At 63.3% G+C, this 12242-nt stretch carries 14 protein-coding genes and 1 pseudogene; 10 read left to right on the forward strand and 5 right to left on the reverse strand.

Translation table 11 applies throughout. The features are described from left to right. A pseudogene (locus BF95_RS27360) lies at positions 1-159 on the reverse strand (aminotransferase); the annotation flags it as partial. Between the two features lie 150 nt (positions 160-309). Here BF95_RS27360 and BF95_RS11070 point away from each other — a divergent pair. Continuing rightward, positions 310-966, forward strand: coding sequence for an alpha/beta hydrolase (locus BF95_RS11070; protein WP_043151451.1), 657 nt, complete (start codon positions 310-312; stop codon positions 964-966). A 138-nt stretch (positions 967-1104) separates the two neighbouring features. Further along, positions 1105-2232, forward strand: a complete 1128-nt coding sequence (locus tag BF95_RS11075; RefSeq protein ID WP_043151452.1) for an HPP family protein — start codon at positions 1105-1107, stop codon at positions 2230-2232. On the opposite strand, the gene BF95_RS11080 is transcribed toward BF95_RS11075, so the two are convergent. Beyond that, positions 2186-2377 (reverse strand): hypothetical protein, encoded by a 192-nt coding sequence (locus BF95_RS11080; RefSeq protein WP_043151453.1) that lies wholly within the window; start codon positions 2375-2377, stop codon positions 2186-2188. The genes BF95_RS11075 and BF95_RS11080 overlap by 47 nt on opposite strands. A gap of 102 nt (positions 2378-2479) precedes the next feature. On the opposite strand from BF95_RS11080, the gene rpiB reads away from it, so the two are divergent. The 4 genes from rpiB to BF95_RS11100 all read left to right on the forward strand — a co-directional run bounded on the left by rpiB (position 2480) and on the right by BF95_RS11100 (position 5966). Further along, positions 2480-2917, forward strand: coding sequence for a ribose 5-phosphate isomerase B (rpiB, locus tag BF95_RS11085; RefSeq protein ID WP_043151454.1), 438 nt, complete (start codon positions 2480-2482; stop codon positions 2915-2917). A 24-nt stretch (positions 2918-2941) separates the two neighbouring features. After that, the gene (gene glyA / locus BF95_RS11090) at positions 2942-4243 is read left to right on the forward strand and encodes a serine hydroxymethyltransferase (protein ID WP_043151455.1); all 1302 of its coding nucleotides are present in this window, start codon (positions 2942-2944) and stop codon (positions 4241-4243) included. 96 nt (positions 4244-4339) lie between these two features. Then, positions 4340-4798: a transcriptional regulator NrdR gene (nrdR, locus tag BF95_RS11095; RefSeq protein WP_043151456.1), complete on the forward strand. Its 459-nt coding sequence runs from the start codon at positions 4340-4342 to the stop codon at positions 4796-4798. A 79-nt stretch (positions 4799-4877) separates the two neighbouring features. Then, positions 4878-5966, forward strand: coding sequence for a TrmJ/YjtD family RNA methyltransferase (locus BF95_RS11100; protein ID WP_081764132.1), 1089 nt, complete (start codon positions 4878-4880; stop codon positions 5964-5966). 12 nt (positions 5967-5978) lie between these two features. Here the strand turns inward: BF95_RS11100 and BF95_RS11105 are convergent, their stop codons facing one another. Further along, entirely contained in the window at positions 5979-6740 is a 762-nt protein-coding gene (locus tag BF95_RS11105) for a competence/damage-inducible protein A (protein WP_043151457.1), read from the reverse strand. A gap of 90 nt (positions 6741-6830) precedes the next feature. Here BF95_RS11105 and map point away from each other — a divergent pair, with 90 nt between their 5' ends. The 3 genes from map (at position 6831) to glnA (ending at position 9783) form a co-directional block, all read left to right on the forward strand. Further along, positions 6831-7658: a type I methionyl aminopeptidase gene (map, locus tag BF95_RS11110; RefSeq protein ID WP_037476852.1), complete on the forward strand. Its 828-nt coding sequence runs from the start codon at positions 6831-6833 to the stop codon at positions 7656-7658. A gap of 245 nt (positions 7659-7903) precedes the next feature. Then, positions 7904-8242 carry a P-II family nitrogen regulator gene (locus BF95_RS11115; protein ID WP_043151458.1) on the forward strand — a complete coding sequence of 113 codons (339 nt, stop codon included), beginning with the start codon at positions 7904-7906 and terminating at the stop codon, positions 8240-8242. A 128-nt stretch (positions 8243-8370) separates the two neighbouring features. After that, positions 8371-9783: a type I glutamate--ammonia ligase gene (gene glnA / locus BF95_RS11120; RefSeq protein ID WP_043151459.1), complete on the forward strand. Its 1413-nt coding sequence runs from the start codon at positions 8371-8373 to the stop codon at positions 9781-9783. 267 nt (positions 9784-10050) lie between these two features. Here glnA and BF95_RS11125 read toward each other — a convergent pair whose 3' ends face one another. Together BF95_RS11125 and BF95_RS11130 are read right to left on the reverse strand one after the other, a co-directional pair. Further along, a complete protein-coding gene (locus BF95_RS11125; protein WP_043151460.1) occupies positions 10051-10698 on the reverse strand; it encodes a histidine phosphotransferase family protein in 648 nt (215 codons plus the stop codon). A 99-nt stretch (positions 10699-10797) separates the two neighbouring features. Next, positions 10798-11199: a M67 family metallopeptidase gene (locus BF95_RS11130; RefSeq protein WP_043151462.1), complete on the reverse strand. Its 402-nt coding sequence runs from the start codon at positions 11197-11199 to the stop codon at positions 10798-10800. Positions 11200-11215: 16 nt separating this feature from the next. Here BF95_RS11130 and BF95_RS11135 point away from each other — a divergent pair, with 16 nt between their 5' ends. After that, a complete protein-coding gene (locus tag BF95_RS11135; RefSeq protein WP_043151463.1) occupies positions 11216-12172 on the forward strand; it encodes an RluA family pseudouridine synthase in 957 nt (318 codons plus the stop codon). Positions 12173-12242: the final 70 nt, after the last annotated feature.

Genomic DNA, 12242 nt, shown 5'->3' on the forward strand with positions numbered 1-12242 from the left:
GGCGCGCGCATCCTCCAGCGCGGCGCGCGCGGCGCGGCCGTCGGCATGGGGGCTGGACGGGTTGGCCCAACTGCCCATGGCGGCGACCATCGCCGCCTGCGCCTGCGCCAGCATCGGTGTCGTCGCGGCATGATCGAGATAGAGACGGTCGGCGGCCAAGGGGGGCTACTCATTGATTGCGGAAATGGCGGCGGCTTCTATATAGGCGGTCTGCCGCGCTGCGCCAGCACATCCCTTGGCGTGCCCGACGCGACTCCATTTGCCGCCCTGCCCATCCGGGCCGAGTGGCCCAGAACGATAACAGGTGCCATGCCCGACGTAATCTTTACCGGACCCGAAGGCCGTCTCGAAGGCCGTTTCAGCCCCCCGCCCCGCCCGCGTGCGCCGGTCGCCATGATCCTGCACCCGCATCCGCAGGGCGGCGGCACGATGAACGACCGCATCACCCAGGCGCTCTACAAGACCTTCGTGAAGCGTGGCTTTGCCGTGCTGCGCTTCAATTTCCGGGGCGTCGGCCGCAGCCAGGGAACGTTCGACAATGGCATCGGCGAATTGTCCGATGCCGCAGCGGCGCTCGATTGGGTCCAGAGCTTCCACCCCGAAGCGCAGACCACCTGGATCGCGGGCTTCTCCTTCGGTGCCTGGATCGGCATGCAATTGCTGATGCGCCGCCCGGAAATCCGTGGCTTCATCTCCGTCGCGCCACCCGCCAACATGTACGACTTCTCCTTCCTCGCGCCCTGCCCCTCATCGGGCATCATCGTACAGGGGACGTCGGATGAAGTCGTGACCGCCAGCGCCGTCCAGAAACTGGTCGACAAGCTGCGCACGCAAAAGGGCATCACCATCCACCATGATGAAATCCGAGGTGCCAATCACTTCTTCGAACATGAACTCGAACAACTGATGAAGTCGGTCGACAATTATCTCGACATGCGCCTGTCCCCGGATTCGCCGATCCGCTGAGGGGCAACGCCCGCGAAACAGAAAAAGGGGCTGCCGCAAGGTGGCCCCTTTTTCTTTGGGCAAAGGCAAAGCCAGACTTTCAACGGGCCTGATTATTCGGCGTGGCATCCTTCGCTTCCGCCCGTTAGCGCATCGACCATGTCCGACGCGCCCGAACCCAAGCCCCGCATGGTCTGGAGCCGCTATTATAGCAGCTTCATACCCGCCCCGCCTGGTCCCGGCTTGCTCGACCGGATCAAGGCGGCCAGCGGCGCGATCGGCGGGATCGCGATCACCGGGCTGTTATGCGGCCTGATGCTCGGCAATGGCCTGGCCCATCCGCTGCTGGTGGCCCCCATGGGCGCGTCGGCGGTGCTGCTGTTCGCGGTGCCCGCCAGTCCGTTGGCGCAACCCTGGCCGGTGCTGGGCGGCAACATCATCTCCGCGCTCGTCGGCATTGCCATAGGCCACATCATCCCCAACCCGACAATGGCCGCGGCTGTGGCCGTCGGCGGGGCAATCGCGATCATGTCGCTGCTGCGCTGCCTCCACCCGCCCGGTGGCGCGGTGGCGCTGTCGGCGGTGCTCGCGGGAAGCGATACCGGCTATCTGTTCGCCCTGACGCCGGTGGGCGCGAACACGCTGCTGCTCTTGATCGTGGCGATGCTGTTCCACCGCATGGTCGGCCAAAGCTATCCCCATGTCGCGCCCAAGGCGCCTTCGTCCCACGCCACGACCGATCCCGCGCCCCTGCTGCGCGCCGCACCCAGCGCGCAGGATATTGCCGACGCGCTCCATGGCTTTGGCGCACGGTTGGACGTGGACGAGGCGGACCTGCGCCCCTTGCTAGCCGATGCCCAGTTGCGCGCAGCCGAACGCACGCATGGCGCGATGCGGTGCGATGAAATCATGGCGCGTGATGTGCTGCATATAGCCGCCAGTCAGACGGTGGCAGAAGCCCGCACGCTGATGCAGGCGCGCAATCTCCTGTCGCTACCGGTGCTGGATGATGCTGGCCGGGTGCAGGGGATGATCAATGCGCGCGACCTGCTGCAGGACGGCGGGCTTGTCGCCGACGTCGCCCACCGGCCGCTCTTCGTCCATGCCGATACGCCGGTCGCGCGCCTGATCGGGCCGTTCAGCAGCGGCGCGCGCCATGCTGCGGTGGTGATCGACACCGATCACCGCCTGCTGGGACTGGTGACGCAGACCGATCTGCTGGCGACGCTGGCGCTGCGGCTCAGCGCTGCTCCAGCCCCGGCAGGTCCGGCCCCGGTATCGCCGTGATCGCAACATTGCCGAACATCACCAGCCCCGCGATGATCATCAGCGCGCCGCGCTTGCGATCGCGCAACTTGACCATCACATAGAGGCCGCCGCCGGTCAGCAACAGCCCTGCCAGCATCAGGATGGAGAGGATCGTGCCTGTCATGCCTCTGCCCATAAGGGCGGCGGTCCAAGGTGGCAATCTACCGCTTCTGCCCCTAAGAGGCGCGGGAACGAATCACCCCATCGGTGAAGGAACGAACAGCAGATGAAAATCGCCATCGCATCCGACCATGCCGCCATCGAATTGAAGGCGGAACTGGCGCAATGGCTGCGCGACGAAGGGCACATGGTTGATGACCTCGGCCCGGCAACCGCCGACCGGGTCGATTATCCCGATTATGGTTACAAACTCGCGACAGCGGTCGCCTCCGGCGCGGCGGATCGCGGCATCGCTTTGTGCGGGTCGGGCATCGGCATTTCGATCGCGGTCAATCGCAACCCGGCCTGCCGCTGCGCGCTGGTCGGTGAACCGCTGTCCGCGGCCCTGTCGCGCGAGCATAATGACGCCAATGTGCTGGCCATGGGCGCGCGCCTGACCGGCGTGGACATGGCCAAGGCCTGCGTCATCGCGTTTCTTACCACCGAATTTGGCGGAGGCCGCCACGCCGGCCGCGTCGACAAATTATCCCAACCCACAATCTGACCCGCGCTCTGAAAGGATATTTCGATGAGCATCGACACCCTTAGCCCGGCCATCCGTCAGGACGGCTTCTTCAGCGAATCGCTTAGCAGCGCGGACCCCGAAATCTTCGGCGCGATCGAAAATGAACTCAAGCGCCAGCAGGATAAGATCGAACTGATCGCGTCCGAAAATATCGCATCGAAAGCGGTGCTGGAAGCCGCCGGTTCGATCTTCACCAACAAATATGCCGAAGGCTATCCCGGCAAGCGCTATTATGGCGGCTGCGAATATGCCGACGTCGTCGAGACGCTGGCGATCGAGCGGGCGAAGCAATTGTTCGGCGCGAAATTCGCCAACGTCCAGCCCAATAGCGGCAGCCAGATGAACCAGGCGGTGTTCCTGGCGCTGCTCCAGCCGGGCGACACCTTCATGGGCCTCGACCTGTCGTCGGGCGGCCATCTGACCCACGGGTCGCCGGTCAACATGTCGGGCAAATGGTTCAACCCCGTCGCCTATGGCGTGCGTGCCGACGATCATATGATCGACATGGACGAAGTCGCCCGCATCGCACGCGAGAGCAAGCCCAAGCTGATCATCTGCGGCGGCACCGCCTATTCGCGCCACTGGGATTTCGAACGCTTCCGCGAAATCGCCGACGAAGTGGGCGCCTATCTGCTCGCCGACATGTCGCATTTCTCCGGCCTGGTCGCGGGCGGCGCGCATCCCTCGCCCGTCCCTCATGCCCATGTCACCACCACCACGACCCACAAGTCGCTGCGTGGTCCCCGTTCGGGCATCATCCTGACCAATGACGAGGTGCTGGCCAAGAAGTTCAACAGCGCCATCTTCCCCGGCCTGCAGGGCGGTCCGCTGATGCACATCATCGCGGCCAAGGCCGTGGCGTTCAAGGAAGCGCTGACGCCTGAGTTCAAGGCTTATGCGCATCAGATCGTCGCCAATGCCAAGACGCTGGCCGCAACGCTGGCCGACGCTGGCCTCTCGATCGTGTCGGGCGGGACCGACAATCATCTCATGCTGGTCGACCTGCGCGCCAAGAACACGACGGGCAAGGCCGCCGAGAAGGCGCTCGATCGCGCCTATATCACCTGTAACAAGAACAATGTTCCGTTCGACACCGCCAGCCCGTTCGTGACATCGGGCGTGCGCCTCGGCACCCCCGCAGGCACCACGCGCGGTTTCGGCGAAGCGGAATTCCGCGAAATCGGCGAGTTGATTGCCGAGGTCGTCGAAGGCCTCAAGCGCAATGGCGATGACGGCGACGGCCAGGTCGAAGCGCATGTGCGCGAAAAGGTGCTGGCGCTGACCGGGCGGTTCCCGATCTACTAAGCACCGGTCGCCCTGAGCCTGTCGAAGGGCTGTTCTTTTCCTAAGAAAAAAGTGCAGGGCTTCGACAGGCTCAGCCCGAACGGAGTTGAAGAGTCCATGCGCTGCCCCTTCTGTGCCCATGAAGACAGCCAGGTGAAGGACAGCCGGCCGACGGAGGATGGTGCAGCCATCCGTCGTCGCCGCCAGTGCGAAGCCTGCGCCGCGCGCTTCACCACCTTCGAGCGCATCCAGCTGCGCGACATCTGGGTGGTCAAGAGCGAGGGCCGCAAGGAAGCGTTCGAGCGCGACAAGCTGGCCCGCTCGATCGGCATCGCCTGCCGCAAGCGCCCGATCGACCCCAGCCGCATTGAAAAACTCATCTCCGGCATCCAGCGCCAGCTCGAAACCAGCGGCGACACCGAAGTCCCCGCCCGCGCCATCGGCGAAATGGTGATGGAAGGCCTCAAACGCCTCGACAGCGTCGCCTATATCCGCTTCGCCAGCGTCTATAAGGACTTCACCGACGCCAAGGATTTCGAGGATTTCGCCGGCACGGTGAAGGAAGTGGGCGGGTGAGTGGGATAAAGTACACGCCGTTCGCCCAGACGACACACCGCCTCCGTTCGGTTCGAGCTTGTCGAGAACAACGCGCACCATGAGTTTTTGGATCTACATCCTCCGCTGCGCCGATGGCAGCTATTATACCGGCCACACCGACGATCTGGAACGGCGTATCGGCCAACATCAGTCCGGGGAAATTCCGGGCTACACGCATGACCGACGCCCGGTAGAGCTGGTGTTCAGCGAAACCTTCACGGATCGGATCGATGCGCTGGAGCGCGAGCGCCAGGTGAAGGATTGGTCGCGCAAAAAGAAGGAAGCCTTGATTCGAGGGGACTGGGAGGCAGTCTCAGACGCTGCGCGTTCTCAACCACGGGTCTCGACTTCGCTCGACCCTGGCTCGAACCGAACGGCGTTGGAAGAGGCTCAGCCCCACCTCAGGACGAACGGTGATAACATGACAACTGACACCCCTCCCCCCGTCATCGTCCTCGTCCGCCCCCAACTGGGCGAGAATATCGGTAAGGCCGCGCGCGCGATGCTTAATTTCGGGCTGACCGAGATGCGCCTGGTCACGCCCCGCGACGGTTGGCCCAATCCCGACGCCGGCCCATCGGCGGCGGGCGCGGATTTCATCCTCGATCAGGCGCAGGTCTATGAAACGCTCGCCGAGGCCGTGGCCGACTGCGCCCATGTCTATGCCACCACCGTCCGCAAGCGTGGCGTCACCAAGCCCGTCGTGACGCCCGAAGAAGCCGCCCGCGAAATCCACGCCGCTCAGGGCCGTTGCGCCTATATTTTCGGCCCCGAACGTTCCGGGTTGGAGACTGAGGATGTCGCACTTGCCCGCAAAATCCTGACCGTCCCCATCAACCCGGAATTCGGCTCCCTCAACCTCGCCCAAGCAGTCATCCTGTGCGCCTATGAATGGTCGAAGCAAGCGAATCTCGCCCAGCCCACCATCACCGACCTTGGCGTCCCCGCACCGCAGGAGGAACTGGAGGGCATGATCGACCAGTTCACCACGCTGCTGGAAAAGGTCGGCTATTTCTTCCCGCCAGACCGCGCGCCCGCGACCAAGCTGACGCTGCGCAACTTGCTGACCAAGCCGGGCTGGAATCATCTGGAAGTGCGGACGCTGCGCGGAGTGATCTCGCATCTGAACCGGCCGCGCGAACGCTGACCGGCGGGGGGCTCAGATGCCCCCGGCCGTTACCGTCCAGCCGCCAGCCTCAAGTGCCGCCGAAAGCGCCGTAACGCACGCATCGAGCCGTTCGGCATCGGTCGATCGAACCACGAAATTCGCGCCGGTGCGGCCCTCGCGGAAGAAGGGGTAGCTGCCGATCTGGCACCCCTCATGTGCCCGCTCGGTCGCGCCCAGCAGGTCGGCAATCTCGCTTTCCGCGACCCAGCAGCCAACCGTCGCCGATTGCACGGGCAGGCCGCCTTCCAACGTCCCCGTCAGCTTGTCGAGCATCCCGGCGGTGATATGTGGCACCCCTGCCATGATGAAGATATTGCCATGCCGGATGCCGGGTGCCCCCGACATGCGATTTTCGATCAGGCTGGCCCCCGCAGGCACGCGCGCCATGCGCAGCCGCGCGTCGGTCAGCCCGCCACGCGTCTCATAATAGCCCGCCAGCATCGCCCGCGCCTGCGGGTGGATTTCCACCGCCACGCCCAGCGCCGCCGCGATCGCATCGACCGTGATGTCGTCGTGAGTCGGGCCGATGCCGCCGGTGGTGAACAGATAATCGTTGCGCGCCCGCAATATGTTGACCGCCTCGACGATCGCATCCTGATCGTCGGCGACGACCCGCACTTCGCACAGGCGAATGCCCTGGACGTTGAGCCACATCGCGATCTGCGCCACATTCTTGTCCTGGGTGCGGCCGGACAGAATCTCGTCGCCGATCACGATCAGCGCTGCGGTCCAGATGCGGGTGGGATCGGCCATGGCGGGGGGCATAGCCTGCCCCGCGCCCGCTGCCTAGCCTGTCCGCGCGCCCCTCTCGCATTCTGCTGCATCTGCCTCTATACCCGTCCGATGACCGAATATATGACGATGACGGCGGATGCGCCGATCTCCCGCTCGACCGCGATCAAACTCTATGATGCGGCCGGTTTTGCTGGCATGCGCAAGGCCGGGCGACTGGCGGCCGAGATACTCGATGCGCTGGTGCCCCATGTCGTGCCGGGCGTCACCACTGGCGAACTGGACGATATCGTCCGGCGCATGACGCTGGACGGCGGCGGCGTGCCTGCGACCCTGGGCTATCGCGGCTATACCCATAGCTGCTGCACATCGATCAACAATGTCATCTGCCATGGCATCCCCGGCGACTATCGGCTCAAGGATGGCGACATCGTCAATATCGACGTCACCCCGCTGGTCGATGGCTGGCATGGCGACACCAGCCGCATGTTCATCGCGGGCGAAGCGCCGATCAAGGCGCGCCGTTTGGTCGAGGTGACCTATGAATGCCTGATGCTGGGCATCGAACAGGCAAAGCCCGGCAATCATCTGGGCGACATCGGCGCGGTGATCCAGCGCCATGCCGAAAAGCACCGCTATGGCGTGGTCCGCGACTTTTGCGGCCATGGCCTCGGCCGCGTCTTCCACGACAGCCCGGAGGTCGTCCATGTCGGTCGCCCCGGCACCGGCCCCGAATTGAAGCCCGGCATGTTCTTTACCATCGAACCGATGATCAACATCGGCAAGGCCGGCGTGAAGATGCTGGACGATGGCTGGACGGCGGTGACGCGCGATCGCACCCTGTCGGCGCAGTTCGAACATAGTATCGGCATCACCGAGACGGGTTGCGAGATCTTCACCAAAAGCCCGGCTGGCCTGGATGCGCCGCCCTATCTCTGAGCGGCCTATATACTGCTTAAAAAGCGGGCATCGGGACAGGAAATTGCCCTGAATCCGGGCAATATGGACAAAGATTGCTGCATCGCCGAAAGCATATTCTAGCGATTCGCCAATTGGCACGGTAATTGAAGAAAAAGAGGGACGACGCAGGCCAAGGGGGGCATGATGTTCGTCTCTCGCACGGGAGAGCGGGATGCGGGTCGCCCTCGCATCCTGTCGGGCGTCATGGGTTGGGATTACGAGTGATGAAAAAGATCGAAGCGATCATCAAGCCGTTCAAGCTGGACGAGGTGAAGGAAGCACTCCACGAAGTGGGCGTGTCGGGCATCACCGTGACCGAAGCCAAGGGTTTCGGCCGCCAAAAGGGCCATACCGAACTCTATCGCGGCGCTGAATATGTCGTCGATTTCCTGCCCAAGGTGAAGCTGGAGGTCGTCGTGGACGACGCGCTCGCCGACCGGGTGGTCGAAGCGATCTGCGCCGCCGCGCAGACCGGCCGCATCGGCGACGGCAAGATCTTCATCTCCAACGTCGAGGGCGCAGTCCGCATCCGCACCGGCGAGCGGGACAGCGACGCGATCTGACTTTTCTCCGCCAGCCCGGCGCACGGGCTGGCATCACGAAGTTTCTGCCCGGTTCTTCGCGGACCGGAATATGATGGGCATCCACCTTACCCCTTCGGGGGGGTATCTTGAGAGAAGGGCAACTGCACATGGCCAATACGCCAAAAGACATCCTGAAGATGATCGCAGAAAAGGAGATCGAATGGGTCGATGTCCGCTTCACCGATCCCAAGGGCACCTGGCACCACCTGACCATGTGCGCCAACGTCATTGGCGAAGATGAACTGACCGATGGCCTGATGTTCGACGGCTCCTCGATTGAGGGCTGGAAGGAAATCAACGAATCGGACATGATCCTCAAGCCCGATCTGGACGCAGTCTTCTTCGATCCGTTCAGCGCGACGCCGATGATGATCCTGGTGTGCGACATCGTCGAACCGCTCGACGGTTCGCTCTATTCGCGCGATCCCCGCTCGACCGCCAAGCGCGCCGAAATGTTCCTGCAGTCCACCGGTCTTGGCGACACGGTCTATATCGGCCCGGAACCCGAATTCTTCATGTTCGACAGCGTCGAATTCGACAACACCTACAATAGCAGCTTCTACAAGCTGGAAGATGTCGAACTGCCCACCAACAGCGGCACCAGCTATGAAGCCGGCAATATGGGCCACCGTCCCCGCGCCAAGGGCGGCTATTTCCCGGTCGGTCCGGTCGACGTGACCACCGACATCCGCGCCGAAATGGTGACCACGCTGATGGAAATGGGCCTGCCCATGGACAAGCATCATCATGAAGTCGCCGCCAGCCAGCACGAACTGGGCCTGACCTTCGGCAAACTCGTCGAAACCTGCGATCGCATCCAGATCTACAAATATGTCGTGAAGATGGTCGCCCAGGCCTATGGCAAGACCGCCACCTTCATGCCCAAGCCGATCAAGGCGGACAATGGGTCGGGTATGCACACGCATATCTCGATCTGGAACAAGGGTCAGAACACCTTTGCCGGTGACGGCTATGCCGGCCTGTCGGACACCTGCCTGTATTTCATCGGCGGCGTGATCAAACATGCCAAGGCTTTGAACGCCTTCACCAACCCGACCACCAACAGCTACAAGCGTCTGGTGCCAGGCTTCGAAGCGCCCGTGCTGCTCGCCTATTCGGCGCGCAACCGCTCGGCTTCGTGCCGCATCCCCTATGGTGCCGGCACCAAGGCGAAGCGCGTCGAGTTCCGCTTCCCCGATCCGCTCGCCAACTCCTACCTCGCCACCGCAGCCCTGCTGATGGCGGGCATCGACGGGATCGAGAACAAGATCCACCCCGGCGAGGCGATGGACAAGAACCTCTATGATCTGCCGCCGGTCGAACTGGCCAAGGTGCCGACCGTCTGCGGTTCGCTCCGCGAAGCGCTCGAAAGCCTGGAAAAGGATCAGGACTTCCTGCTCAAGGGCGGCGTGTTCACCAAGGACCAGATCGACGCCTATATGGAACTGAAATGGCCCGAAGTGTATCGCTGGGAAATGTCGCCCTCGCCGGTCGAATTCGACATGTATTATAGCGGCTGATTTTTTCAGTCCGACAACACGCGAAAGGCCCGGTCGCTACCAAGCGGCCGGGCCTTTCGTCATAGCTCAGCCTATGCCGCTGCGTCATTGCGCTGTCCTATCACGGCCAATTATGCCAAGCTCCTGGATAGCGCACTCGCGGCGCGCTGAAGACCAGCGACCAGCCGCACACGACCAACCGATAGGATCAGCGGCTCGCAATAAAATATCAGAATGTGCGGGAAAAGTGCGAAGTTAAGCGCAAAAAAATGCCTGCTCCGCTCTTCGTCAGTCCGGTATCGATGCGCCGAACAACAAGATCGGATCGCCCGGTGGCGACAGGGCGATTTCGCCGCCCGCGCCGGTGACCAGTGCGCGCACCATCCAGGCCGCCGCCGTCCGCGATGCCAGTCCCTCGACCGGCAAGGTGCCGGCCAGTGCCGCGCGCAAATCCGGGTCGAGCACGACCTTTGGCCCCTCGCCGCGCACCACGATCTCGGTCACGCCCGGCCGCACTTCCGCGCCGATGTCGAGTTGCCCGCCGCGTACCAGCGCATCGCCCGCGATCAGCGCCAGGTTGAGTAGGACTTTGACCGCCAGCTTGCCCAGCATCTGCTCGTCGACCATCCAGCCGACCTTCACGCGGCCGGTGGTGACGAACATACCCTCGATCGCGACCCGCGCTTCATGGGGCGGCACCACGTCGCCGAACCCGCCCGCCGAGCCGAACGCCAGACGGAAGAATTTGAGCTTGTTGGCCGATGTCCGCGCGCTGTCGCCCAGCAGTTCCAGGCAACGCTGGCGCATTTCCGGGTCCGTCTCATCCGCCATCAACTCAAGCCCGTTGTTGAGCGCGCCGACCGGACTGAGCAGATCATGGCACAGGCGCGAACAGAGCAGGCTGGCAAATTCGATGCTATCGGTCGGGTTGGTCATGCGGGGTCTGGATCGCCGAATAATGGTCAGGAAAAGAGGCTCTAACGAGCTAATGCGCTGCCCCGCCGCGCGATGCAACCCCGGCTCGCCGCCTTTCCCTCACCTTATGTCGAGCAGCGCCTCCGCAAAGGCCACGGCCCCGTCCGGCCCCGGCTGCGCGATCCACAGCCGCGCTTCGTTCCCGGCCACGATCAGCCATAGCGTGCCGTCAGGCGTTGCGCAGGCTGCATCGGTCGCAGAGGGCACCGCGACGCCGGAGGGGTGCGAGTGATAATGGCCGACCACCGTCGGCCCACCGGATCGCGCCGCCCGGTGCGCCGCGATCAGCGCCATCGGGTCCAGTTCGAAATGACGCACCGGGTCGGCCGCGACATTGGCCGCCGGGCCGATTGCCTCTATCCGTCCGCCCTGTCCCAGCAACAGCCCGCAAATCTCCCGATCGTCCGCCGCTGCCAGCGCCACGATCCGGTCCCGTAACAGGCTTGAAATAGTCACTCTCATGCCTACATCCTAGCCAATGGCCGCGGGGGTTTCCATCATCGAAGCAATTATCGACGCGGCCCAGCATGGCCAGCGGCTCGACCGCGCGCTCGCCGACCTGCTGCCCGACCTATCGCGCGAACGGCTCAAGGCGTTGATCGGCGAGGGCCATGTCCGAGCGACGGACCAGAGTCTGAAACTCAGCGCCTCGGCCAAGGTCGCAGCTGGGCAGCGTTTCGCGATCACCCTCCCCGCCCCCGTGGCTCTGGATGCAGTGGCGCAGGATATTCCGCTCACCATCGTCCATGAAGATGCCGACCTCATCGTCGTGGACAAGCCCGCCGGGTTGGTAGTCCATCCCGCTGCAGGCAATCTCAATGGCACATTGGTCAATGCCCTGCTTCATCATTGCGCGGGCCAGTTGTCGGGAATCGGCGGTGTCGCCCGCCCCGGCATCGTTCATCGCATCGACAAGGATACATCGGGCTTGCTGGTCGTTGCTAAGACAGACCGGGCTCATGAGGGGCTTGCTGTCCAGTTCAAGGATCATAGCATCGACCGGCTCTACGCCGCCATCGTCTACGGCCATCCGGTTCCGCCCACCGCCACGGTGGACACATGGATCGGCCGATCCGACGCTGATCGAAAGAAGATGGCGGTTCATCGGGAAGGGCGCGGCAAGCATGCCGTTACCCATTATCGGATGGAGGAGCGGCTGAGAGGCGCGGCGATGGTGGAATGTCGCCTGGAAACTGGCCGGACGCATCAGGTTCGCGTGCATATGGCGCATGTCGGCCACCCCTTGATCGGTGATCCGGCTTACAGTAGGGATAGAAAAGGTTTCAAATCAATACTGGAAACGCTGGGTTTCAAAAGGCAGGCATTGCACGCCAAAACCCTCGGGTTCATACATCCTGCAACGGGCTCGCCCCTCCTGTTCCAAAGTGCATTGCCCATGGACATGCAGGAACTGTTAAGCGAGCTTAGAGTATAGGTTTCGACAAGTTTGCGACGGTGGTTCGGACGCCTCTTCTGGGTCCCGCCGCGCATGAAAGGGAAAGGTG

Source organism: Sphingobium sp. Ant17 (assembly GCF_000588875.1).
In the GTDB taxonomy this organism is placed as follows: domain Bacteria; phylum Pseudomonadota; class Alphaproteobacteria; order Sphingomonadales; family Sphingomonadaceae; genus Sphingobium.

Bases quoted from the DNA above. Each gene is read 5' to 3' on its own strand.
- BF95_RS11070 (WP_043151451.1), top strand. From the start codon at position 310: ATGCCCGACGTAATCTTTACCGGACCCGAAGGCCGTCTCGAAGGCCGT.
- BF95_RS11075 (WP_043151452.1), top strand. From the start codon at position 1,105: ATGTCCGACGCGCCCGAACCCAAGCCCCGCATGGTCTGGAGCCGCTAT.
- BF95_RS11080 (WP_043151453.1), bottom strand. From the start codon at position 2,377: ATGACAGGCACGATCCTCTCCATCCTGATGCTGGCAGGGCTGTTGCTG.
- rpiB (WP_043151454.1), top strand. From the start codon at position 2,480: ATGAAAATCGCCATCGCATCCGACCATGCCGCCATCGAATTGAAGGCG.
- glyA (WP_043151455.1), top strand. From the start codon at position 2,942: ATGAGCATCGACACCCTTAGCCCGGCCATCCGTCAGGACGGCTTCTTC.
- nrdR (WP_043151456.1), top strand. From the start codon at position 4,340: ATGCGCTGCCCCTTCTGTGCCCATGAAGACAGCCAGGTGAAGGACAGC.
- BF95_RS11100 (WP_081764132.1), top strand. From the start codon at position 4,878: ATGAGTTTTTGGATCTACATCCTCCGCTGCGCCGATGGCAGCTATTAT.
- BF95_RS11105 (WP_043151457.1), bottom strand. From the start codon at position 6,740: ATGGCCGATCCCACCCGCATCTGGACCGCAGCGCTGATCGTGATCGGC.
- map (WP_037476852.1), top strand. From the start codon at position 6,831: ATGACCGAATATATGACGATGACGGCGGATGCGCCGATCTCCCGCTCG.
- BF95_RS11115 (WP_043151458.1), top strand. From the start codon at position 7,904: ATGAAAAAGATCGAAGCGATCATCAAGCCGTTCAAGCTGGACGAGGTG.
- glnA (WP_043151459.1), top strand. From the start codon at position 8,371: ATGGCCAATACGCCAAAAGACATCCTGAAGATGATCGCAGAAAAGGAG.
- BF95_RS11125 (WP_043151460.1), bottom strand. From the start codon at position 10,698: ATGACCAACCCGACCGATAGCATCGAATTTGCCAGCCTGCTCTGTTCG.
- BF95_RS11130 (WP_043151462.1), bottom strand. From the start codon at position 11,199: ATGAGAGTGACTATTTCAAGCCTGTTACGGGACCGGATCGTGGCGCTG.
- BF95_RS11135 (WP_043151463.1), top strand. From the start codon at position 11,216: ATGGCCGCGGGGGTTTCCATCATCGAAGCAATTATCGACGCGGCCCAG.